At 72.0% G+C, this 23,733-nt stretch carries 17 protein-coding genes; 5 read left to right on the forward strand and 12 right to left on the reverse strand.

The window, feature by feature from the left end:
• Positions 1–1,351, forward strand: a 1,351-nt coding sequence (locus K353_RS02275) for an RHS repeat domain-containing protein (protein WP_305000279.1), incomplete at its 5' end; no start/stop codon positions are given.
• Positions 1,352–1,483: 132 nt separating this feature from the next.
• Positions 1,484–2,140, forward strand: a complete 657-nt coding sequence (locus K353_RS33610; RefSeq protein WP_146616374.1) for a hypothetical protein — start codon at positions 1,484–1,486, stop codon at positions 2,138–2,140.
• On the opposite strand, the gene K353_RS02280 is transcribed toward K353_RS33610, so the two are convergent.
• The 5 genes from K353_RS02280 to K353_RS02300 all read right to left on the reverse strand — a co-directional run bounded on the left by K353_RS02280 (position 2,049) and on the right by K353_RS02300 (position 8,937).
• The gene (locus tag K353_RS02280; RefSeq protein WP_111551875.1) at positions 2,049–3,257 is read right to left on the reverse strand and encodes an XdhC family protein; all 1,209 of its coding nucleotides are present in this window, start codon (positions 3,255–3,257) and stop codon (positions 2,049–2,051) included. The two genes, K353_RS33610 and K353_RS02280, sit on opposite strands and share 92 nt — an antisense overlap.
• A 297-nt stretch (positions 3,258–3,554) precedes the next feature.
• Positions 3,555–5,015, reverse strand: a complete 1,461-nt coding sequence (locus tag K353_RS02285) for an NCS2 family permease (protein ID WP_111551876.1) — start codon at positions 5,013–5,015, stop codon at positions 3,555–3,557.
• A 186-nt stretch (positions 5,016–5,201) separates the two neighbouring features.
• On the reverse strand, positions 5,202–7,562 hold the full coding sequence (pucD, locus tag K353_RS02290) for a xanthine dehydrogenase subunit D (protein WP_199527959.1): 2,361 nt from the start codon (positions 7,560–7,562) through the stop codon (positions 5,202–5,204).
• Positions 7,559–8,053, reverse strand: a complete 495-nt coding sequence (locus tag K353_RS02295) for a (2Fe-2S)-binding protein (RefSeq protein WP_111551877.1) — start codon at positions 8,051–8,053, stop codon at positions 7,559–7,561. Before K353_RS02295 ends, pucD begins: the two co-directional genes overlap by 4 nt.
• Entirely contained in the window at positions 8,050–8,937 is an 888-nt protein-coding gene (locus tag K353_RS02300; protein ID WP_111551878.1) for a xanthine dehydrogenase family protein subunit M, read from the reverse strand. The genes K353_RS02295 and K353_RS02300 overlap by 4 nt, the downstream gene beginning before the upstream one ends.
• A 301-nt stretch (positions 8,938–9,238) precedes the next feature.
• Here K353_RS02300 and K353_RS02305 point away from each other — a divergent pair, with 301 nt between their 5' ends.
• Entirely contained in the window at positions 9,239–10,831 is a 1,593-nt protein-coding gene (locus tag K353_RS02305) for a PucR family transcriptional regulator ligand-binding domain-containing protein (RefSeq protein WP_111551879.1), read from the forward strand.
• A gap of 52 nt (positions 10,832–10,883) precedes the next feature.
• Here the strand turns inward: K353_RS02305 and K353_RS02310 are convergent, their stop codons facing one another.
• The 3 genes from K353_RS02310 to K353_RS34150 form a co-directional block, all read right to left on the reverse strand.
• Positions 10,884–12,191 carry an acyltransferase gene (locus K353_RS02310; protein WP_233533311.1) on the reverse strand — a complete coding sequence of 436 codons (1,308 nt, stop codon included), beginning with the start codon at positions 12,189–12,191 and terminating at the stop codon, positions 10,884–10,886.
• A gap of 1 nt (position 12,192) precedes the next feature.
• Positions 12,193–14,280, reverse strand: coding sequence for a bifunctional polysaccharide deacetylase/glycosyltransferase family 2 protein (locus K353_RS02315; RefSeq protein WP_370447554.1), 2,088 nt, complete (start codon positions 14,278–14,280; stop codon positions 12,193–12,195).
• Between the two features lie 94 nt (positions 14,281–14,374).
• Complete coding sequence (locus K353_RS34150; RefSeq protein WP_158585312.1) at positions 14,375–14,962, reverse strand: hypothetical protein; 588 nt, start codon at positions 14,960–14,962, stop codon at positions 14,375–14,377.
• A gap of 352 nt (positions 14,963–15,314) precedes the next feature.
• Here K353_RS34150 and K353_RS02325 point away from each other — a divergent pair, with 352 nt between their 5' ends.
• Positions 15,315–16,286, forward strand: coding sequence for a glycoside hydrolase family 16 protein (locus tag K353_RS02325; protein WP_111551880.1), 972 nt, complete (start codon positions 15,315–15,317; stop codon positions 16,284–16,286).
• A gap of 49 nt (positions 16,287–16,335) precedes the next feature.
• Here K353_RS02325 and K353_RS02330 read toward each other — a convergent pair whose 3' ends face one another.
• The gene (locus K353_RS02330; RefSeq protein WP_111551881.1) at positions 16,336–17,457 is read right to left on the reverse strand and encodes an esterase family protein; all 1,122 of its coding nucleotides are present in this window, start codon (positions 17,455–17,457) and stop codon (positions 16,336–16,338) included.
• 237 nt (positions 17,458–17,694) lie between these two features.
• Here K353_RS02330 and K353_RS02335 point away from each other — a divergent pair, with 237 nt between their 5' ends.
• Complete coding sequence (locus K353_RS02335; protein ID WP_111551882.1) at positions 17,695–18,798, forward strand: ROK family glucokinase; 1,104 nt, start codon at positions 17,695–17,697, stop codon at positions 18,796–18,798.
• A gap of 37 nt (positions 18,799–18,835) precedes the next feature.
• Here the strand turns inward: K353_RS02335 and K353_RS02340 are convergent, their stop codons facing one another.
• From K353_RS02340 to K353_RS02350, 3 genes are read right to left on the reverse strand one after another with little or no spacing between them, the layout of a single operon-like run.
• Entirely contained in the window at positions 18,836–21,196 is a 2,361-nt protein-coding gene (locus K353_RS02340; RefSeq protein ID WP_111551883.1) for a family 43 glycosylhydrolase, read from the reverse strand.
• Complete coding sequence (locus K353_RS02345) at positions 21,193–22,704, reverse strand: sulfatase-like hydrolase/transferase (RefSeq protein ID WP_111551884.1); 1,512 nt, start codon at positions 22,702–22,704, stop codon at positions 21,193–21,195. Before K353_RS02345 ends, K353_RS02340 begins: the two co-directional genes overlap by 4 nt.
• Positions 22,701–23,717, reverse strand: coding sequence for an aliphatic sulfonate ABC transporter substrate-binding protein (locus K353_RS02350; RefSeq protein ID WP_111551885.1), 1,017 nt, complete (start codon positions 23,715–23,717; stop codon positions 22,701–22,703). The genes K353_RS02345 and K353_RS02350 overlap by 4 nt, the downstream gene beginning before the upstream one ends.
• Positions 23,718–23,733: the final 16 nt, after the last annotated feature.

Genomic DNA, 23,733 nt, shown 5'->3' on the forward strand with positions numbered 1-23,733 from the left:
GACCCTCACCTGGGACAACGCCCATCGTCTCAGCAAGGTCAGCGGCCCGGCGGGCGACACGAAGTACGTCTACGACGCCGACGGCCAGGTCCTGCTCCAGAAGGACCCCACCTCCACCGTCCTCTACCTGCCCGGCCAACAACTCACCCTCACCGGAACGAGCGTGACCGGCACCCGCTACACCCCCCTGCCCGGCGGCGGCACCGTCGTGCGCACCGGCCTCGGCACCAACTACCGCTTCGAGATCACCGACCCCCACGGCACCGCCGGCCTGAGCCTGGACAACACCTGCCAGACCCCGACCTGGCGCCAGTTCACCCCCTACGGCACCCCCCGCGGCACCACCGTCAGCTGGTTCGACAACCGCGGCTTCCTCAACAAGCCCACCAACACCACCACCGGACTCACCACCCTCGGCGTCCGTCAATACGACCCCGGCACCGGACGCTTCATCAGCCCCGACCCACTCTTCGAATCGACTGACTCGCAGCAACTCGGCGGTTACAACTATGCCGGTGGCAATCCTGTGGTGCATAGCGACCCCACCGGCCTCAGCCGTAACTGCTACCAGGATGACGGAAACCTCTGCGGTGGGGTGTCGACCCCGCCCATCAGTACTCCGAGTGGCAACACGGGCACTCCGTCGACGCCAGGAAGCACTAACTCTACAGACGGCAAGGGGAAGTCCGGCAACAATAGGCCGCCGACAGACCCGCTCGCTCACTGTGTGACTAACACGTGCGCTGCCCAGGTGCAGGGACGAGAGGTCAAAGAATATTACAATATGACCGCACCTGCGATTCTCGGATCATGCGACAACGGCGTTCATCCTGAGTGGTGTGCGATCACTGAATTCAAGAGCGATGAGTATGGAGAAAAGCCGTACGAGGACTGGTCTCACGGGATCGTCGTCCTGAGTAATGAGTCGGTCGGCAGTGATGTCCAGTTCAATATCTCTGACAGCGTTCAGCAAGCGATTGCGGCAAAAGTCAGCGCTTCGATCGGAGTGAAGGTCGAAACCGGCGGTATTGAGCGGCTCATGATCGGCAAGATGGAGATCAATGCTCAGGTCTCTGGCGAACTTTCGAAGACCAATACGACCGGATGGGCATCGGCCACGAACCGGAGCCTAAAGGTCACCCCAGAAGAGGAAGGAAAGATGTGGGTCTGGGTGCCAATGGTCCAGAAGGTCACCACGATCCAGACGATCCGCTTCGCGAATCACACAGTTACCAATACTGAGGTCAGCTTCAACATTGTGGGCAGCGCTAAGCACTGGTGGTCGCCCAGTCAGATACCGAACGGAATGGTGCTAGTTCCGGGCGGCACCAAGTCTAGTGATTCCAAGTAAGGGAAGTGAAGGAGTAGGGGGATTGTAAGGTGGGTCCGCCCGGCCTCAGGGTCGGGCGGACCCACTCTCTGTATTTTTCGTCGGATCCCCGCAGTAGATGCGAGTGGCAAGATTTTCTATGGAGTTTACCCGGTGAAGCCAAGAGTTCAGATTGCTGCGGTGGCATCGGTATTGGTTGCCGCTGCGTTGAGTCTGGTGGAATTTTCGGAGAAAAGTGATGGGGGTAGTCGGCATCAAGGGGCGGGTATGGCGGTGGATGTAAGGGTGAGTTCTACCCCGCCGACTACCGAGAAGCCGACAGGTCTCGATAAAATCATCCAAAGGATGTCCGAGTCGGAATCGTCGATGATCAGCATCTATCCGCCCGATGGGGAAGTCCAAACCATTCGCGAGATGCAAAAATCGTGGCTTGTCGGATGGTTCTCGAAAGGGGGAAAGTATTGCTCCGGTTCAATCTCTCCGGATGTGCAGAAGGTTATTTGCAATGATCTCCCTTCGGGCAACCTGCTAGTGGGTGGAGCAGTACTCCCTGAGGCTGCCGGATATGTCATTACCGGTTATTTCCGGGCGCCTTTTTCTGTGCTGAAGGTGGTTGGCTCGTCAAAAATCTCGCTTGACATTTCATCGGAACCGGAGGGCGGGGCTAGGGGTACGTTCTTCTCTCTGCTAGTGCCGTACGGCGAATCCGTGGTCGGCGTCACCGTTGATGCCGAGGTTCCCGGGCAGGGATTTCAGGACAGCCGGCCGGTTCCTTTCCCCGGACCGTCGCTCTCGCCGGGAGAGGGCTGAGGTCGTGGTGGATCGGGCCGCCGGTGGCGGAGAGCGGGAGGCAGGAGCCGCCGCGGGTGAGGGAGACGAGTTGGGCGGCGATGGAGACGGCGGTCTCCTCGGGGGTGCGGGCGCCGAGGTCGAGGCCGATGGGGGAGTGCAGGCGGGAGAGTTCGGCCTTGGTGAGGCCGGCTTCGCGCAGGCGGGTCTCGCGGTCGCGGTGGGTGCGGCGGGAGCCCATCGCGCCGACGTAGCCGACGGGCAGGCGCAGGGCGCGTTCGAGGAGCGGGATGTCGAACTTGGCGTCGTGGGTGAGGACGCACAGCACGCTGCGGCCGTCGAGCCGGTCGAGCTGGGTGTCGAGGTAGCGGTGCGGCCAGTCGACGACGAGTTCGTCGGCCTCGGGGAAGCGCCGCGCGGTGGCGAAGACCGGCCGGGCGTCGCAGACGGTGACGTGGTAGCCGAGGAACTTGCCGATCCGGACCACCGCCGAGGCGAAGTCGATCGCGCCGAAGACCAGCATCCGCGGCGGCGGCACGTACGCCTCGACGAAGACGGTGACGGTGTGTTCGGCGGACGGGTCGCAGGGCCGTCCGTCCAGCCCGAGGACCAGGCGTCCGGTGCGGCCGGCGGAGAGCATCGCGCGGGCTTCGGCGACGGTGGCGCGCTCCAGCCGGAAGGAGGCGAAGGAGCCGTGGTGGGCGTCGGCGGTGACGGCGAGGGCGCCGCCGAGCAGGGCGGGCGGGCCGTCGACGATCCGGGCCACCGCGACGGGGGTGCCGGAGGCGGTGTAGGCGACGGCGGCGTCCAGGCCGGGGTCGGCGCCGGGGACGACCGGCTGGACGAAGACGTCGAGCAGGCCGCCGCAGGTCAGGCCGACGGCGAAGGCGTCCTCGTCGCTGTAGCCGAAGCGTTCCAGGGCGGGCGTGCCGGTGCGCAGCGCCTCCCGGCACAGCTCGTACACCGCGCCCTCCACGCAGCCGCCGGAGACCGAGCCGACCGCCTCGCCGTCCGCGTCGACGGCCAGGGCCGCGCCGGGGTCGCGCGGTGCGGAGCCGGAGACGCCGACCACGGTGGCCACCGCGAAGGGGCGTCCGGCGGCGTGCCAGGTGTGCAGCTGGGTGGCGATGTCGTGCACGGGGTTACTCCTCACGGACTCACGGACTCACGGGCTCACGAGCTCGAGGACTCACGGGCTCACGGGTTCACGGACGGCGGGTGCCGCCCCGCCGGAGGGTGCGGCGGGGCGGCGGGGAGGACCGGGCGGCGCCTAGGCCCGGTCCGGCCGGTCTTGCCGGGCGCGCGACGCCGGATCATCCCGGCTGGAAGCACCGGCGAAACACCCGAGTACACCCAGTACGAGGGCGTTCCGCCGGCACTCCCAGCCGGGCGCCCGACGCCGCGCGCCGATCCGACAAGACCGACCGGACAGGGCCTAGTGCACGCCCAGCCAGGATTTGATCGGAACGATCGTGAAGTACACGACGAACACGCCGGTCAGCACCCACATCAGCGGGCCGGGCTCCCGCCACTTGCCGGTGCCGGCCTTGATCGCGGTGTACGAGACGACGCCGGCCGCGACGCCCGCGGTGATGCTGTAGGTGAAGGGCATGACCACGCAGGTGAGGAACGCCGGGATGGCGGTCTCGCGGTCCGACCAGTCGATGTGCCGGGCCTGGCTCATCATCATCGAGCCGATCACCACCAGCGCGGCGGAGGCGACCTGCACCGGCACCACGGCGGCCACCGGGGAGAAGAACAGCATCAGCGCGAACACGCCGCCGGTGACGGTGGAGGCCAGGCCGGTGCGGGCGCCGTCGCCGACGCCGGTGGCCGACTCGACGAACACGGTCTGCCCGGACGCCCCGGCCAGGCCGCCGATCGCGCCGCCGGCGCCGTCGATGAACAGCGCCTTGGACAGGCCGGGCATCCGGCCCCTGTCGTCGGCCAGCCCGGCCTCGGTGCCGACGCCGATGATGGTGGCCATCGCGTCGAAGAACCCGGCGAGGACGAGGGTGAACACGGCGACCGAGGCGCTGATCGCGCCCAGCCCGTGCGAGCCGAACGCGCCGAACAGGTCGACGTGCCCGAACAGCCCGAAGTCGGGGGCGGAGACCGGCGAGCCGGGCCAGGTCGGCGCCGAGCCGCCCCAGTCCTGGTCGGTCAGCCCGGCGGCCTTGTCGACGACCAGGGCGACGACGGTGCCCGCCGCGATGCCGATCAGGATCGCGCCCCGGACGTTGCGGGCCAGCAGCACGAAGACGGTCAGCAGGGTGAGCGCGAAGATCAGCACCGGCCAGCCCTGGAGCTCGCCGAACGGGCCGAGCGAGAGCGGGGTGGGGCCGCCGGTGTGCACGAACCCGGCCTTGTAGAAGCCGATGATCGCGACGAACAGGCCGATGCCGATGGTGATGGCGTGCTTGAGCGGCAGCGGGATGCCGTTCATGATCTTCTCGCGCAGTCCGGAGACCACCAGCAGCACGATCAGCAGGCCGTAGATCACGCACAGGCCCATCGCCTGCGCCCAGGTGGTGTGCGGCGCGACCAGCGCCGATATCGCGCCGGAGACGGACAGCCCGGCCGCGACCGCCAGCGGCACGTTGCCGACCACGCCCATCAGGACCGTGGTGACGGCGGCGGCCAGCGCGGTGGCGGTGGTCAGCTGGGCGTGGTCCAGCTTGGCGCCGGTGACGTCCGCGCCGCTCAGGATGATCGGGTTGAGCAGGACGATGTAGGCCATCGCCATGAAGGTGGTGAGTCCGCCGCGGATCTCGTTGCCCAGGGTGGAGCCGCGCGCGGAGATCTTGAAGTAGGTGTCGAGGGCGCCGCGCGGGGGTGTGTCGGGCGCGGTGGGGGCCGCGTCGGTGGGGCCGGGCTCCGTGGAGGTCCGGTTCATGTCCACTCCCAAGGTTCATAGGGGGTTGGGGTGGGCGAGCCGACCTGAATGCCCGTCAGGGGGGTACGCAGGGGGACTGGTTCGACTCACGGGTGGGGGTGCTGCGGGGCCCGGCGAGACTCCGGCAGCGCCCCGGGGCCGGGGGAAGACTGGACACCGGCCCCGGGGACGTTCTCGAACGGGCCGTCAGAGCGTGTCGGTCAGGTGCTCGGGCCGCACCGGGATGCGGGTGAGCGCCTTGCCGGTGGCCTGGCGGATGGCCGCGACGATCGACGGGGTGGCGGAGACGGTGGGGGCCTCGCCGACGCCCCGCAGCCCGTACGGGGCGTGCGGGTCGGGCAGTTCGAGGATCTGCACCGGGATCGGCGGGGTGTCCAGGATGGTGGGGATCAGGTAGTCGGTGAAGGAGGCGTTGCGCACCTTGCCGTCCTTGACCACGATCTCCTCCATCACGGCCAGCCCCAGCGCCTGGGTGCAGCCGCCCTGGATCTGGCCGACCACCGAGAGCGGGTTGAGCGCCTTGCCGACGTCCTGCACGGCCGTCAGCTCGACCACCTTGACCAGGCCCAGCTCCACGTCCACGTCCACCACCGCGCGGTTGGCGCAGAAGGTGTACTGGACGTGGCCGAAGCCCTGCCCGGTCTCCTTGTCGAACGGGACGGTGGGCCGGTGGTGGTGCTCCCGGGTCTGCTCGATGGCGTCGTCCCCGAGCAGGTCGACCATCGGGATCAGCACGCCCGCCGAGGCCGAGACCACCTTGCCGCCGGCCAGCGACAGGTCGGTCTGCTTCCAGCCGTAGCGGTGGCGGCCCCGCTCCAGCAGCTCGTGCCGCACTGCCTCGGCGGCGAGCTTCACCGCGCCGCCGGTCATGTACGTCTGCCGGGAGGCGGAGGTGGAACCGGCCGAGCCGACCTCGGTGTTGGCCGGGTGGATGGTGACCTGCTCGACGCCCAGCTCGGTGCGGGCGATCTGGGCGTGCACGGTGACGCCGCCCTGGCCGACCTCGGCCATCGCGGTGTGCACCATGGCCACCGGCTCGCCGCCGATCACCTCCAGCCGGACCCGGGCGGTCGAGTAGTCGTCGAAGCCCTCGGAGAAGCCGACGTTCTTGATGCCCACCGAGTAGCCGACGCCGCGCACGATGCCCTCGCCGTGCGAGGTGTTGGACAGCGCGCCCGGCAGGGTGCGGACGTCCAGGTGCTCCAGGTCCAGCGGCGGCGGCAGCGGCATGTCCTTGACGCGCTGGAGCAGTTCGGCGACCGGCGCGGGCGCGTCGATCGGCTGCCCGGTCGGCATCAGGTCGCCCTGGGTGACGGCGTTCAGCTGCCGCAGCTCCACCGGGTCCATGCCGAGCGCCTCGGCCAGCCTGTCCATCTGCGACTCGTAGCCGAACGCGGCCTGCACCGCGCCGAAGCCGCGCATCGCCCCGCAGGACGGGTTGTTGGAGTACAGCGCGATCGCGTGCATCCGCACGTTCGGGATGACGTACGGGCCGTGGCCCAGCGAGGCGGCGTTGCCGACCACCGCGGGGGAGGCGGAGGCGTACGCGCCGCCGTCCAGCACGATCCGGCAGTCCGCGAAGACCAGTTTCCCGTCGCGGGTCGCGCCGTGCTCGTAGCGCATCCGGGCCGGGTGCCGGTGCACGTGCCCGAAGAAGGACTCGTCCCGGGCGTAGACGATCTTGACCGGCTTGCCGGTGTGCAGCGCCAGCAGGCAGGCGTGGATCTGCATCGACAGGTCCTCGCGCCCGCCGAACGCCCCGCCCACCCCGGCCAGCGTCAGCCGGACCTTCTCCTGCGGCAGGTCGAGGACGGGCGCCATCTGCTGGCGGTCCACGTGCAGCCACTGGGTGGCGATGTACAGGTCGACGCCGCCGTCCTCGGCGGGCACCGCCAGGCCGGACTCCGGGCCCAGGAACGCCTGGTCCTGCATGCCGACCTCGTACTCGCCGGACACGACCACGTCCGCCAGCGCCCGCACCTCGTCGGTCACGCCCAGGCCGGAGACCAGCTTCTGCTCGTGGCAGACGTTGCCGTACGCGTGCGACTTGTACTCGTGCGGCTCGTGCACGTAGCCGTGGGTCTCCGGGTCCAGGCACTGCTCCTCGGTGGTGATCGGGGTGAGCACCTCGTACTCGACCACGATCTTCCGCACCGCCCGGCGGGCCGTCTCCGGGTGGTCGGCGGCGACCAGGGCGATCGCCTCGCCGTGGTAGCGGACCTTGTCGATCGCCAGGGCCGGCTGGTCGGCGATCTCCAGGCCGTAGTACTTCTCGCCCGGGATGTCCTCGTGGGTGAGCACCGCGTACACCCCGGGCACCTTCAGCGCCTCCGAGACGTCCACGGACAGGATGTTCGCCCGCGGGTGCGGGGAGCGCAGCGCGGTGCCCCAGAGCATGTCCTCGTGCCACAGGTCGGAGGAGTAGGCGAACTCGCCGCGCACCTTCAGGTTGCCGTCCGGGCGCAGCGGGGAGCCGCCGATGCCGTCCTTGGACGCCTGGTTGATCTTCTGCAGGTTCTTCTGGCCCTGGATCGTCCGACCGGTCACTTCTCCAGCCCCTCGGCCGAGGCGGCGCACGTCCGGGCCGAGGCCAGCCGCACCGCGTCCATGATCTTCTCGTAGCCGGTGCACCGGCACAGGTTGCCCGACAGCGCCTCGCGGATGTCCGTGTCGGACGGCTGCGGGTCGGCGGCCAGCAGTGCGTCGGTCTGCACCAGCAGGCCCGGGGTGCAGAAGCCGCACTGCACGGCGCCCGCGTCCACGAACGCCTGCTGCACCACGCCCAGTTCGCCGTCCGGGCCGGCCAGGCCCTCCACGGTGCGCACCTCGCGGCCCTGCACCTGGCCCGCCGCCACCAGGCAGGAGCACACCGGCACCCCGTCCAGGTAGACCGTGCACGAGCCGCACTCGCCCTGCTCGCAGGCGTTCTTCGAACCCGGGAGGCCGACCCGCTCGCGCAGGACGTACAGCAGGGACTCGCCCTCCCACACGTCGTCGGCCTCCACCGGCTTGCCGTTCGCGCTGAACGTGACCCTCATGCCGCGCTCCTGATCTGCTTGCGATAGTCGTTCCAACACCACGTCAGGGTGCGCCGGGCCATCACGGCCAGCGCGTGCCGCCGGTAGTCGGCGGTGCCCCGGACGTCGTCGATCGGGGAGGCCGCGCCCTTCACCAGCTCGCCGAAGCGCTGCACCACCTCCGGGCCCAGCAGCCCGCCCGACTCCCACAGGCCGCGCCCGGCCAGCTCCCCGGCCAGGTACTCCTCGGCCGCCACCGCCCGGCGCGGCGTCGGCGCGGCCGAGCCGATGCCGGTGCCGACCGTGCCGTCCTTCGGGTGCAGCGCGAAGCCGAACGCGCAGACCGCGATCACCATCGCGTTGCGGGTGCCGATCTTCGAGAACTGCTGCGGCCCGTCCGCGACCGGGATGCGCACCGCGCGGATCAGCTCGTCCGGCTCCAGGCTGTTGCGCTTCACCCCGAGGTAGAAGTCGTCGATCGGGATCAGCCGCACCCCGCGCACCGAGTGCGCCTCGACCAGGACGTCCCGGCCGGCCGCCAGCAGCGCCGGGTGCGAGTCGCCGGCCGGCGAGGCCGCGCCCAGGTTGCCGCCGACGCTGCCCCGGTTGCGGATCTGCGGCGAGCCGACGGTGTGCGCGGCCAGCGCCAGGCCCGGCAGCGGACCGGACAGCTCCTCGATGATCCGGGCGTACGGCACCGCCGCGCCCAGCCGGACGGCGGCGCCGTCGCCGCTCCACTCGGTGAGCTCGGTGATGCGGTTCAGGTCGAGGATCGCGGATGGCCGGTGCACGTCGAAGTTCATCTCGACCATGACGTCCGTGCCGCCCGAGATGGGCAGCGCGGTGGGGTGCTCGGCCTTCGCCGCGAGTGCCTCGTCCCAGGTGGCGGGCCGAAGGAACTCCATGCGGGTAACTCCTCAAGTCGTCGCCGGCGGACGCGGGCACTGCGCCCTTGCCGGTGCCGGCGGGGCCCGCGGGCCCGACCGGTCACCGCGGTGCAGCCCGGCGGCGTGTTGGCAAGTGAACCGCTGTGACGGGGGCCACTGGCAGTCACCGATGGCATGAGGCCCGGCGGTGACCCGCAGCACCGTCCTGTACGTTCCTCTAAGGTGCACGATCCCCCCGCTCACCTCGTGCACACTGGGCCGTTCCGGCCCACCGCTCCCACCCTCACAGACCAACTCCCAGACCGAGAAGGGCCCGCCCATGCGCGTCCGTGACCTGCTCGCCCCCGGCGCCCCCCGACTGCGCCTGCTCGCCGGCGAGGACGAGCTCGACCGGCAGGTCACCGGAGTCATGACCACCGACCTCCAGGACCCGGGCCGCTACCTGCACGGCGGCGAACTCGTCCTGACCGGCATGCTCTGGCGCGCCGCCCCCGCCGACTCCGAGCGCTTCGTGCGCACCATCGTCGCGGCCGGTGCCGCCGCCCTCGGCGCCGGCGAGGTCGAGGTCGGCCCCGTCCCCGACGACCTCGCCGACGCCTGCCGCCGCCACCGGCTGCCGCTGCTCGCCGTCCCCGACGACGTGGCCTTCGGCGCCGTCACCGAGTACGTCGGCCGCCAGGTCTCCGCCGACCGGGCCGCCGACCTCGCCGCCCTGGTCGACCGGCACCGCCTGCTGGTCTCCGCCGCCGGGGCGGGCGGCCTGGACGCCGTCCTCGACCTGCTCGGCGGCGACCTCGACCTCGACTGCTGGGTGCTCACCCCCACCGGCCGCGTCGTCGCCGGGCCCGCCGACCACCTGCCGCCCGCCGACCGCGACCAGCTCGCCCGCGCCCACCTCGCCGCCCAGCGCCAGCGCCGCCGCCCCCCGCACCGGGCCCGCCTCGCCACCGGCACCTACTCGCTGCTGCCCGCCGCCGCCGACCCGGACGCCGACAGCCCGCTCGCCGACTGGATCCTCGCCGTCGCCGGCGACGTCACCGAGTGGACGCCCAAGCGCCAGCAGCTCGCCGAGAACCTGGCCCGCCTGGTCGCCGCCGAACGCACCCGCCGCGACGAGGGCCGCCGGCTGCGCCGCCGGATCGCCGACGAGGTCCTCGCCCTGCTCCGGCGCGACGCCGACCCGGCCGAGATCGGCCGCGCCCTCCAGGCATCCACCACCATGGCCACCCGCTACGAGGGCTCCACCGAGACCTCCGGCGACCAGCCGCAGTGGCTGGTGCTCTCCGCCGACGCCACCGGACTGCCCGACGGCGCGCTGCGCCCGATCCTGGAGGAGGCGCTGGCCGCCGCCACCGACCGGGCCCTGGTCGCCGCCACCGGCCCCACCGGCGCCGTCGTCGTGCTGCCCGCCCTGGACACCGCCGTCCCGGCCGACGCCGTCCGCGCGCTGCTCGCCCCGCTGGAGGCCGGCCTCGGCTCCGAGGGCCGGATCACCGTCGGCGTCTGCGCCCCCGCCGCCGAGTCCGGCGGCCTGCGCGGCGCCCTGGAGGAGGCCCGGCACGCCCGCCGGATCGCCGCCGCCCGGGTCGGCCGGGTCTGCGTCGCGGGCCCCGAGGAACTCGCCTCGCACGTCCTGCTGCTGGCCGCCGTCCCCGACGAGGTCCGCCGGGCCTTCCGCAGCCGCCTGCTCGACCGGGTCATCGCCTACGACCTGGAGCACCAGGCCGACCTGGTCCGCACCCTGGAGGTCTTCCTGCGCTCCGACGGCTCCTGGACCCGCTGCGCCGCCCAGCTGCACGTCCACGTCAACACGCTGCGCTACCGGATCGGCCGGATCGAGGAGCTCACCGGCCGCGACCTGTCCCGGCTGGAGGACCGGGTCGACTTCTACCTCGCCCTGGAACTCTCCTGAGACGCGGCCGGGGGCCCGCCGTCCGGCGGGCCCCCGGCGCGGGGCCCCCGCGTCACACGGCGCCGCGGCGCTTGCCCCGCTGCCGGCGCGGGTACGGGAACAGCCGCGGCGAGCGCTTGGCGGCCACGTCCTCGACCCAGCCGAAGACCAGCACCAGCAGGCCCAGCACCGGGACGCCCACCAGCAGGGTGAGCCACTGGCTGGTCAGCAGCCACCGCATGTGCGCGTAGAAGAAGTCGACGTCCCACAGGTGGTCGATCAGCGGGACGGCCAGCACCAGCGCGGTCACGTGCCACAGGTAGACGCTGACGGCCCGCGAGTTCAGCAGGCCGACCAGGCCGTTCCAGCGTTCCAGCGGGGCGGGCCAGCGCTCCCAGGACGGGCTGAGGTGCAGCAGCATGGCGACGAAGCCGAAGGACCACACCGCCTGGGCGATCGGCCAGGCCTCGATGTCGGTGGGCTGGCTCGGGTCGACCGGCCGGGTCTGCAGGTACCAGAACCCGACCACCATCACCAGCGGCGCGAGCGACGGCAGGACGTACTGCGGCAGCCGCTTGAGCAGCCCCTCCTGGTGCGCCATGCCGAGGATCCAGCAGGAGCCGAAGGTGGCGAAGTCGTTGACCGTCTCCCAGACCCGCTGGTAGACGAAGTCGTGCTCGAAGGCGAACCCGTTCATGGCGATCACCAGCGCCAGCGGGGCGCACAGCGTCAGCACCGGGAAGCGCCGCAGCATCCGCAGCATCAGCGGCGAGAGCAGCACGTACCAGAGGTAGGCCCGCAGGTACCACAGCGGCACCACGAGCTGGGTGGCCCAGCTGGACTCCAGGTGCAGGTGCAGGCCGTGCAGCCCGTCCTCCGCGTACGGGGGCGTGCTCAGCGGCAGCAGCCAGAACGCCAGCTTGCCCCACCACCAGCCGGGGTGGCCGTCCGCGTCCGGGCCGCCGCCGTCGACCACCTGGAGGGTGACCACGATCGCGCCGAACAGCCACATCGGCGGCAGCAGGCGGCGCAGCCGGCCGCGGATCACGCCGAGCGCGGGGCGGCCCAGCGAACGGGCCATCAGCGAGCCCGCCAGCGCGAACATCACGCCCATCGACGGGAACAGCAGCGGCAGCCAGAACCAGCCGAAGTTGTGGTAGAGCACCACGCGGACCAGGGCCAGCGCGCGCAGCAGGTCGAGGTAGCGGTCCCGGCCGCCCCTGCGGACCGGCGGCTCGGGCTCCGCGTGCTCCTCCAGCTGGCGGCGCATCTGCTCGGGGATGCGCAGCGCCATGGTGTCGTCGTGGCGGACGAAGTCGGCGGGGACGCGCAGCGCGATGGTGTCCTCGTGGCGTCCGCGCCGTTCGGCGGGGGAAGTCATGTCAGCCCTCCACCGGTGCCGCGGCGACCTCGCCGGTGCGCCGGAGCTTCTGCCAGCGCAGCCGGCCACCGGTGAACGCGGTGATCGTGGACTGCAACAGGACGATGTACATCAACTGCCGGTAGACCACTTGCTGGAGCGGCAGGCTGATCAGGTGCCAGGGCTTCTCCCGGTCGAGCCGGAAGGCGTACCAGGACAGCGCCGCCTGGAGCAGGATGAAGCCGCCCCAGCTGGCCAGGGTGATCGGGGCGTCGGTGAACAGGATGCCGTACAGCAGGAACAGGTCGACCAGCGGGGCCAGCAGCGGGGCGACCACGCCGAACAGCACGACCAGCGGCAGGCCGATCCGGCCGAACCGGCCGGCCGGGCCGCGGGCGGTCACCGCCCGGCGGTGCTTCCACATCGCCTGCATGGAGCCGTAGCTCCAGCGGTAGCGCTGCGACCAGAGCTGCTGGAGGCTGGCGGGGGCCTCGGTCCAGGCGCGGGCGCGCTCGGCGTAGACGATCCGCCAGCCCGCGGAGAGCACCGCCATGGTGATGTCGGTGTCCTCGGCGAGGGTGTCGTCGCTCATCCCGCCGACCGCCCGCAGCGCCTCCTTGCGGAAGGCGCCGACCGCGCCGGGGATGGTCGGGATGACGTTGAGCACGTCGTACATCCGGCGGTCCAGGTTGTGGCCCAGGACGTACTCGATGTGCTGCCAGGCGCCGATCAGGCTGTCCCGGTTGCCGACCTTGGCGTTGCCCGCCACCGCGCCGATCCGCGGGTCGGCGAAGGGCTGCACCAGCTCGCGCACGGTGGACGGCTCGAAGACGGTGTCGCCGTCCATCATCACGACGATGTCGTAGGAGGCGGCCGCGACCCCGGCGTTCAGCGCGCTGGGCTTGCCGCCGTTGACCTTGCGGATCAGCCGGACGAACGGCAGGGCCATCTCCTCGACGATGTCCGCGGTGCCGTCGGTGGAGCCGTCGTCGATGACGATCACTTCGATCGGGTAGTCGCTGGCGGCGAGCGAGTTGAGCGTGTTGGCGATGCACTCGCGCTCGTTGTACGCCGGGACGAGGACGGTGACCGGTTCGGTGACCGGCTCGCCCCAGGCGCCCTGCCGCTTGGAGCGGCGGGCGTGCACCGGCGCCAGGACGATCATCAGCGCGAACCGGCCGAAGTTCAGGAAGCCGACCAGGGCGAGCAGCCCGACCAGCACCGGCAGGGTGACCACGGCGAACTGGCTGGCCCAGATGAACACCTTGCCCGCCCACAGCTGGTAGCCGTGCACCGGCACCATGGCGGCGGGCGCGCCGAGCGCGTCGGAGATGGTGGTGAAGCGGTAGCCCTCGCCCTGGAGCTTGACGATGATCTGCTCCAGCGCCTCGACGGTCTCCGAGCGGTCGCCGCCCGCGTCGTGCAGCAGGACCAGCTCGCCCGCGCCGGGCTTGGCGGGCATCGCGGCCTTGACGATCTCCTCGACGCCGGGGCGCTTCCAGTCGTCGGTGTCGCGGTCGATGAACGCGGTCAGGTAGCCGTGCGCGCCCACGTACTTGATGACCGGGTAGTTCCAGTCGTCCATCGCGGAGGCGTCGGAGGAGTACGGCGGCCGGAACAGCGAGCTGTGCACGCCCGCGACGCCGGCCAGCGCGAGCTGGGTCTGCGCCAGCTCCCAGCTGATCCGGGCGTGCGACTGGAAGGCCAGGTCGGGGTGGGTGAAGGTGTGCAGGCCGATCTCGTGGCCGTCCGCGACGATCCGCCGGATCAGGTCGGGGTTGCGAGTGGTCATCGAGCCGGTGACGAAGAAGTCGGCCCGGACGCCGTGGTCCTCCAGCACCTTGAGGATCTTCGGGGTCCACTCCGGGGAGGGGCCGTCGTCGAAGCTCAGCACCACGGTCTTGTCCGGGATGCGGTAGCTGACCGGCTCGGCCTTCTTGTCGCGCGCGTCGATGACCGGGCCGCCCTTGAGCAGGTCCTCGGGCACGGTGGTCTTGTCGACCGACTGCGCGATCCGGGTGTCGTGGAACACCTCGTTGGTGGCCAGGCCGCGCAGCACGAGGAGCGCGAGCAGGCACGCCAGCAGGGACAGCGGCATGAAGAACCGCAGCGGCGGCGCGGCCAGTCGGCGCGGCCTCAGCAGGGACTGCCGGCGGCGCTGGTGGCGGGACAAGGGCGCTCCTGGAGATGGGCGGTGCGGAGGATCAGGGCTGCTTGGACGGGGAGGTGCCCGTCGGCGTCGAACCGTGCTGCCCGGAGGTGGACTTCGTCCCGGCGGAGGTGGCGGCCGTGCCCGCGGGGGTGGACCTGGTGCCGGCCGGGGTGGACTTCGTGCCGGTGGGGGAGGACTTCGTCCCGGTGGCCGCGCCCTTGGACGGGGTGGTGCCGGGCTTGGCGGTGCTCCGGGCCGACGGGGACGCCGACGGCGAGGGCGAGGCGCTGGGGGAGGGAGACACCGGGGCCGTCGCGGCCGGGGCCTGCGCGGGCTGCGGGGGGATCTCCAGCGCCGGGGCGTCGGCCTGCATGCCGATCAGGCTGCCGCCCATGGTGACCGCCAGGACCGCGCCGACCAGCGAGACCGGCCAGCCCAGTCCGCGCAGCAGCCGGCCGCGCAGGCCCGACTGGTCGACGAACACCGGTTCGGGCGGCAGTTCCTCGAACTCGTCGGACTCGTCGGACTCGTCGGGCCGGTCGAACTCCTCGAAGGCGTCAGGCCCTTCGAACTCCTCGAAGTCGTCGTCGGGGGCGGCGGATCGTGCCGGATGCGCCGGTCCGGGACCGGAGGGAGTCATGGCAGGGCGCACCTTGCGGGGCCCCTTTCAGTGCAGGGTGACGGGATACGCGGGAGCGTAGGCCGAACGCTAGTCCACCGGTCCGAACCGAATCTGCACTGATGTCCGTATTTGGTGCGTTCTGGCGCGGTGTTGTAATCGGATCGAGATCACCGGAGAGGTGTACTCGTGCGTACAGGTGTGCGGACCGTTGACCTTGGCTCATGTCCTTCAGGAACCGGCCCCCGTCCGGCGGGCCGCCCTTGCGGGCCTCGTTAGGATGACCGCCTCATATGATCGGCCGTTCGACCCCCGTGCTGCGCAGCCGCCGGACGTTCTGCCGCCGGACCGCCGCCACGCCCAAGGAGCCCGTGTGAGCCAGCCCCGCCGCGTCCCCCGTTCCCGCGCGTGGAGGGTGCTCGCGCTGCCGGCCCTGGTGTGCGTGCTCGCCGCCTGCTCCAGCACCCCCGCGCCCGGCGGCGGCGGCGGGACGGCCGCCGGCCCCGGGGCGTCCGCCGCCGGCGCCGCGCCGTCCCCGACGCCGACCGGCCCGCCCGGCACCCTGTTCGACACCTTCCACTACACCGGGGCCGACGACCCGGCGCTGGCCGCGCACGGCTGGGAGGTCCGGGACGGCGCGGGCGGCCCCGGCATCAAGGACACCTGGTCCGCCGCCGGCGCTGCCTTCCCCGAGGACGCCGACGCCCAGGGCGGCCGGGTGCTGCGGCTGCGCTCGACCACCGACGGCACCAAGCAGGGCACCGGGCAGGTCGAGGTCTACAGCACCGGGAACAACCTCTTCAACGGCACCTTCGCCGCCCGGGTCCACCTCGCCGACAAGCCCGCCGGCGGCCGCACCGGCGACCACGTCGTGCAGACCTTCTTCCCGATCTCCGCCGAGGACTCCTCGGCGGACTACAGCGAACTCGACTACGAGTACCTGCCCAACGGCGGCTGGGGCTCGGTCGGCCCGCAGCTGGACACCACCAGCTGGTTCAAGGCCGACCCGCCGGACCGGGTCACCCACGCGCTCAAGAAGAGCCTCGGCGGCTGGCACCTGATGATGATCACCGCCCTGGACGGCAAGGTCACCTACTCGCTGGACGGCAAGGAGCTGTTCACCAGCTCCGGCAAGTACGTCCCGCGCGAGAAGATGGACATCCACTTCAGCAACTGGTTCATCGACCTGCTGCCCTCCGTCGCCGGACCGCGCAGCTGGGACATGAAGGTCAACTGGTTCTACTACAAGGCCGACCAGGTGCTCTCCCAGACCGACGTGCAGCAGGCCGTCGACGGCTTCTACGCCGCGGGCACCGACTACGTCAACACCGTCCCGAAGTCCTGACCCGCGGCCGGACCGAGGGGACGCGGGCCGACCCGCGCCCCCGGCGGCGTCAGTGCCCGGCGGCCGGGATGACCGAGGTCAGCCAGGTGAACACGCCCGGGACCATCGGCTTCCAGACGTCGCTGCTGTGCGCGCCCGCGGTCTCCTGCACGGTGACCGTGGTCGGGGCCTTGGCCGCGGCCTTCAGCGCCTCGCCCGCCTCCAGGCCGTCGCCCTTGTTGCCGCTGACGTACAGCGCGGTCCTCGGCGGGGTCTTGGCGGCCTTCAGGATGTTCAGCGGATTGGAGACCTCGCGCAGGTGCGGGTCCTTGGCGGTCAGCGACTTGTCCTCGGTGCCCGGGTCGTTGTACCCGGACAGGCTGACCCCGGCCCGGTAGCGGTCCGGGTGCTCCAGGGCGAGCTTGGCCGCGCAGTGCGCGCCCGCCGAGTAGCCGGCCACCGCCCAGCGGTCGGCGGCCGGGTCGGCGCGGAAGTTGTCCAGCACCATCTGCGGCACGTCCCGGGCCAGCCAGGTGTCCGCGTTGACCTTGCCCGGGACGTCGGCGCAGCCGGTGTCGGTGTTGTCGCCCAGCAGGTTGGTGCGCGGCGAGACCAGGATGAACGGGGCGACCTGCCCGCTCAGCATCATCGGCTTCAGCTGCTCGGACACCCGCAGGGTGCCGAACCAGGTCTTCGAGGAGCCCGGCCAGCCCGGCAGCAGCTCCACCACCGGGAAGGTCCGGTCCTTGTACGCCGGGTCGTCGTACTGCGGCGGCAGCCAGACCAGCACCTCGCCGTCCACCCCGGAGACCTGCCCCTTGAGGTCGGTGGTCCGCACGTCGTCCGGCACCTTCCCGTCGCCGACCGGCTCGAACTTCTGGATCACCTTGGGGCGCTGCGCGTCGTTGCCCGGCCCGCCGTCGGTCTGCGCCTGCACGTTCGGCACCGCGCGGACGTGGTTGCCGGTGCCCAGCAGGTCGTCCCAGCCGCCGTAGATCAGGTTGGCGTTGTTCACCATGACGAACACCATCAGGACGGCTGTGAGCTGACAGAACAGCAGCATCACGATCCTGGACAGCGCCTGGAAGGGCTTCGGGCCGCGCACCCGGCCCCACAGCAGCAGGGCCACCGCGATCGAGACCGGCACCAGGACGATCGTGAGGAGGAGGAACGGGGTGCCTGTCAGCTGCATCGGGGTCTCTCGAATCGGGTCGTCCGGCCGTCCGGGGCAGGGTCCCCCGGTACGCGCATCACACTTGTCAGACTGCGTCATACGCACGGTCAGTTGCCGTCGACACTCGCGAGAACCTGAGAGGAACATCACGTTCTCATGAGAATCCGCTGTGTGATCCGGCCCCAGTCTGCCAGTTCGCCCACAGCCTTCCGCCCGCGGACCGTAACCTTTACCCGATCAAGGAGCATTCGTTCCGTGACCCGTACCAACGGCCCCGCCCGTCCCGTCCGCCCCGTCCTGCCCAGCCTGCTGGGCCTCGGCCCACGTGCCGAGCGCCGCCGCCGCACCCTGCCCGCCGGGGTGCTCAGGCTCCCCACCATCGGGGTGGACATCGGCGGCACCAAGGTGGTCGCGGGCGTCGTCGACGGCGAGGGGAACGTCGTGGACCGGCTGCGCACCGAGACCCCCGACAAGAGCAAGAGCCCCAAGGTGGTCGAGGACGTCATCGTCGACCTGGTCCTCCGGCTCGCCGACCGGCACGACGTCCACGCGGTGGGCGTCGGCGCGGCCGGCTGGGTGGACGCCGAGCGCTCCACCGTGCTGTTCGCCCCGCACCTGAACTGGCGCGGCGAACCGCTCCAGCAGGCGCTCAGCTCCCGGCTGCGCTTCCCGGTGGTGGTGGAGAACGACGCCAACGCCGCCGCCTGGGCCGAGTGGCGCTTCGGCGCCGGGCGCGACGAGGACCACATGGTGATGATCACCCTCGGCACCGGGATCGGCGGCGCGGTCGTCCGCGACGGCCGGGTCGACCGGGGCAAGTACGGCCTGGCCGGCGAGTTCGGCCACATGCAGGTGGTGCCCGGCGGCCACCGCTGCCCGTGCGGCAACCGCGGCTGCTGGGAGCAGTACTCCTCCGGCAACGCGCTGGTCCGCGAGGCCCGCGGGCTCGTGGCCGAGGAGTCCCCGGTGGTCCAGCCGCTGCTGGCCCGGGCCGGCGGCACCCCGCTGGGCATCACCGGCCCGCTGGTCACCGAGGCCGCCCGGGACGGCGACGCGGTCGCCGTCGAACTGCTCTACGAGGTCGGCCGCTGGCTCGGCGTCGGCCTCGCCAACCTGGCCGCCGCGCTCGACCCCGGGCGCTTCGTCGTCGGCGGCGGCGTCAGCGACGCCGGCGACCTGCTGCTCGGCCCCGCCCGGGACGCCTTCCGCCGCACCCTCACCGGCCGCGGCTTCCGCCCCGAGGCGGGCATCGTGCACGCCGCCCTCGGCAACGAGGCGGGCCTGGTCGGCGCCGCCGACCTGGCCCGCCAGGTGGCCCGCCGCTTCCGCACCGTCAAGCGCCGCCGGGTGGACGGCTGAGGACGCCCGACGGGGCGGGAGCGGCGGAGGGCGGTGCTCAGCCCGCGTAGGTGCGGACGTAGTCGAAGCGCGCCGTCGCCCCCGACTTGTTCATCGACACCAGGCCGATCTTCAGCGGGCCCTTCACCGGCAGCGTCCACACCCCGGCGTACGTCCAGGTCACGCCGTCGCGGCTGGTGACGGCCCGCACCTCGTGCTCGCCGTGCGCCGCGTCCAGGTGGTGCACCAGGCGCAGCCACATCGTGTCGGCCGTCGGGCCGCCGAACATCGGGCCGTTGGCCACCGCCGTCGGCGGGGTGGCGGTCGGCCGCTCGCCCTCCTTGCCGAACTCGCTGACCTGGAGCACCGCCCCGCCGCCGTTGTTCAGCGCCAGCACCGAGTGCACCAGCTTGAACCACCGGTCGTCGTTCTCGTACAGCACCAGGCCGGCCTGCTGCGAGGTCTGGCCCGGCGCGAAGACCAGCTTCGTCTCCACCGTGAAGTCCCCGTCCGGGGCCGGGCGCTGGAGCACCGAGGCGCTGTTGTCGCCCAGGTACAGCTCCGCGTTCTGGGTCGGCCAGGAGAGCGAGCCGCCGCCCGCCGCCACCCCGGCGGCGGGGCCGCGCACCCAGCTCCACGGCGAGCCGGCGGTGGTGCCCGGCACCGCCGCCGCGTCGAACTCGTCGCTGTAGCCGGGCAGGAGCGCGCCCGGCGCCGGGTCCGCCACCCGGGCGGTCACCGGGGTGTACAGCGCGGTGGCGCTCACGTTGTCGCCCGCCGCGCCCGGGCCCCGGGCGGCCAGCGCGACCGCGCCGGAACGGGCCGCCCCGGCGGGGACGGTGCGCTGCTGCACGGCCACCGGGTCGTGCAGCCGGTCGTGGCTGACCTCCACCGTCAGCGCGGTGCCGCGCAGTCCGGCGGTGACGGCGTGCCAGGTGTTCCAGGTGAACCCGGCGGGCAGCGCGGTCAGCTGCTCCCCGGCCGGGGTCCCGCCGACCACCGCCTCGGTGACCAGGGCGTTCCGGCTCCGGTCCAGCCAGGCGGTGATCCGGTCGCCCGGCCCGGCGTAGGCCAGTGCCAGCCCGGCCCGGCCGCCCGCCGCGGTGACCCGCAGGTCGGCCTCGGCGCGGACGTCCGCCGGGGCGGTGCCCGGGCCGACCGCGAACGCGGGCGCGTCCCCGCTGTCGGCGTGCGCCGCGTACCCGCCGGAGTCGGTCTCCACCGGCGCCGACCAGCCGCCGGTGCCGGCGCCCTCGGTGCGCCAGCCGGTCAGCGTCCCGCCGTCGAACGCGCCGCCGGCCGCCGGGGCGGTGACCGGCGCGCTCTGCGCGGTGTCGGACGGGCCCGCCCCGGCGCGCAGCACCGGCCAGCCGTCGATCCAGTCCAGCCGGTCGATCAGCAGCGGGCGGCGGGTCAGGTTCAGGGTGCCCCCGGCGGCGGGCGCCAGGTCGGGCGCCTCGGCCGGGATGCCGTGGTAGACCAGCCAGTCCTGCCCGGACAGGTCGGTCTGCACCGCGTTGTGGCCCGGGCCGATCCAGCGGTTCCCGTTCGCCCCGGCCACGATCCCGGCCTTGCTGGTGAGCGCCGTCAGGTCGGTGCCCAGCTCGTCGCGGAACGGCCCGGTCGGGCTGGTGGCCCGGCCGACCTTGACCTGGTAGCCGCTGAACGCCCCCGAGCAGCAGCCGCCGTCCGAGTAGAACAGGTAGTAGAAGGCGTCCCGGTGCACCACGAAGCCGCCCTCGACCCGCCGCCCCTTGGCGACCTGGGTCACCGCGCCCTGGGTGCGGGTGCGGTCCGGGGTCAGCTGGGCGACGCAGATGGTGTCGTAGCTGCCCCAGTACAGGTACGCCTGGCCGCCGGTGTCGGTGAACTGGGCCTGGTCGATGTTGCCGCTCGGGCAGCCGCTGGGGGAGGGCAGCACCGAACCCCGGTCGGTCCACGGGCCGGTGGGGGTGGGCGCGGTGGCCAGCGCGACGGTGCCCGCGCCCGGCACCGAGTAGTACAGGCTGTAGCGGCCGTCGAAGTAGCGGATGTCCGGCGCCCACAGCCGGGAGCCGTTCTCCCAGGCGGGCTGGGTGGCGGGCGTGAACACCTGGCCCGCGTACGTCCAGTGCACCAGGTCCGCCGAGCGCAGGATCGGCAGGATGCGCTCGCCGTCCTCGCCCCGGCTCTGGAAGACCGGGTTCTGAGTGCCGTAGGCGTACCAGAGGCCGTCCTTGCCGCGGATCGTCGACGGGTCGGGGAAGGTGTCCACCACCCCGGCGGAGACCGGGTTGGTGTAGGTCGCGGCCTGCGCGTCGGCGGCCTGCGCGCCGTCCGCGGTCGCGGCCGGCGGGACGGCCAGCAGCCCCCAGGCGAGCGCGCAGGCGGCCAGCAGGCGCGGGAGCAGTCTTCGGTGGCGCGGGGTGCGGGGGGTCATGCCGTCTCCCTGCTCGGGGTGGTGCCGGCGGTCGGCGCGGCGGGTGCCGTGCCGTCGGGTTCGAAGGCGCTGAGGGTGGAGTCCTCCAGGTGGGTGCCGATGTCGTACATCGGCGCCATCCAGTGGTGGAAGTTGTCGCCGCGCTCGCGCAGCAGGTCGTACAGCCGCCGGGTCAGCCGGGCCCGGACGTCCGCGTACGCCGCCTCGCCGTGCCGGTTGACCAGCTCGTGCGGGTCCTCGACCAGGTCGTACAGCTCGTTGACGGACTCCGGGTTGACCACCAGCTTGTACCGGTCGTCGCGGACCATCCGCTGCGGGTACGGGAAGTGGTGGCCGTGGAACTCGGCGACCAGCTCCTGCGGCCAGTCCGGCCGTTCGCCGCGCACCAGGGGCAGCAGGCTGCGGCTGTCGACCGCCGGCGCCGGGTCGGCGCCGGCCAGTTCGAGGATCGTCGCGGTGCAGTCGGTGAGCGAGACCAGCTCCTCGCGCACCTGCGGCGGCGCGCCCGGCACCCGGACGATGCCGGGGATGCGGTAGATGTCCTCGTACATCGCCGGGCCCTTGTCGTGCAGCCGGTGCGCGCCGGTGAACTCGCCGTGGTCGGCGGTGAAGAACACCGAGGTGGCGTCGGTCAGGCCGAGTTCATCGAGCCGGGTGAGGATGCGGCCGATCTGCTCGTCGATCAGGGTGACGTACCCCCAGTAGACGGCGATCAGCTTGCGGCTCACCTCGGCGGGCATCGTGTCGAACGCCCAGTGGTCGCAGTAGTTGCGCTGGACGGGCGGCTTGCCCTCGAAGGTCTCGGCCACCGAGGGCGGCAGCTCGACCAGCGCCGGGTCGTAGCGGTCGTAGTAGGCGTCGGGCAGCAGGTAGGGCAGGTGCGGCCCGAAGAAGTGCGCGGCCAGGAAGAACGGCCGCCCGTCCGCCGCGTACCGCTCCAGCTGCTCGATCGTCCGGGTGGCCAGGTAGTGCTCGAAGGTGGCCTCCACCGGCTGTTGGAGCCGGGCCGCCAGCAGGTTGCCCGGGTTGCCGTTGGGCGAGGTGCCGCGTACCGGATCGGTGATCCGGTACGGCGGCAGGCCGCGTTCGGCCAGGTAGGCCAGGTAGTCGGGGTGGTCGACCGGGTTGTGCCAGCCCGGCAGGTCGGGCCCCTCGAAGCCGTACGAGGCGGCGTTGCGCTCGGTGCCGCCGTGCCACTTGCCGACCAGGCCCATCCGGTAGCCGCGCTCCCGGAGCGCCTGCGGGAAGGTGAAGACGTCCGGCCGCAGGTCCTCCAGGTAGCCGACGTTGCGCTCCCGGTTGGCCAGCAGCCGGTGCCGGAACGGGTTCTGACCGGTCAGCAGGCTGGCCCGGGCCGGGGTGCAGATCGCCGTCGGGGTGTAGAACCGGTCGAAGCGGGTGCCGGACGCGGCCAGCCGGTCCAGGTGCGGGGTCGCCACGTGCGGGTTGCCGTACGCGCCGAGGGTATCCACCCGGTGCTGGTCGGTCATCAGGAACAGCAGGTTCACTTCCCGTACGCCTTCGCGTAGGCGTCGCCCGCGTAGTACTCGGACGGGGCCGGGGAGTTCTTCAACTGGCCGGTGGAGACGAAGAAGTCGCCCAGGCCCTTCAGCCAGCCGTCTACCGTGCCGTCCTTCGTCCTGGCCACCAGGTCCGCGGTGGACAGGGTCTGCACGTTGGCGGCGTCCGCCTTGACCTTGGCCGGGTCGAGCTTGAGCAGCGCGGCGGCCTCGGTGACCGACTCGTCCGGGTGCGCGGCCCGCCAGTCGTTGGCCGCCTGGAGCACCTTGACCACCTTCTCGGACAGCCCCGCGTCGGTCTTCGGGCCGGAGACGAACGCGGTCGGGAAGGCCCGGCCGGTGAAGTCCTTCGTCCCGGCGATCTCCACCAGGTCCGGCTTCTTCGCCTTGATGCTGTCGATCAGCGGGTACCAGATCCCGGCCGCGTCGATCTGCCCGCCCACGAACGCGGACACCACCGTCGCCGGGTCCATCGGCACCTTCTGCACGTCGCTGGGCGACAGCCCGGCCTGCTGGAGCGCCAGGTTGAGCACCATCTCGCCGGAGGTGCCGGCCGGCACGCCGACCTTCTTGCCCTTCAGGTCCTTGACCGAGGCGATGCCCGGCTGGGCGATCACGTGGTCGGCGTAGGTCAGGGTGTCGATCGCGACCACCTTGGCCTTGCCGGAGGCGGGCAGCCAGAGCGCGCCGGGGCCGATGTAGCCGAAGTCCAGGTCGCCCGCGCCGAGCGCCTGCACCTGGAGCGGGCCGTTGGTGAACACCTTCAGCTCCGGGTCGAGGCCCTGCTGCTTCCACAGGCCCTGCCGGTCGGCGATGGCCAGCAGGCTGGCGCCGTTGTAGTCGCTGATGTAGCCGAACCGCACCTTCACCGTCTTTCCCGCGGCGCCGGACGGGCCCGACGGGGCGGAGGAGGCGGAGGAGGCGGACGAGCAGGCGGTGGCGGAGAGCGACAGGACGGTCACGGCGGAGACGGCGAGGAGGGCGCGACGGAGTATGCGCATGGCGATGCGGTCCTTG

It is taken from the genome of Kitasatospora sp. SolWspMP-SS2h, from assembly GCF_003259315.1.
In the GTDB taxonomy this organism is placed as follows: Bacteria; Actinomycetota; Actinomycetes; order Streptomycetales; family Streptomycetaceae; genus Kitasatospora; species Kitasatospora fiedleri.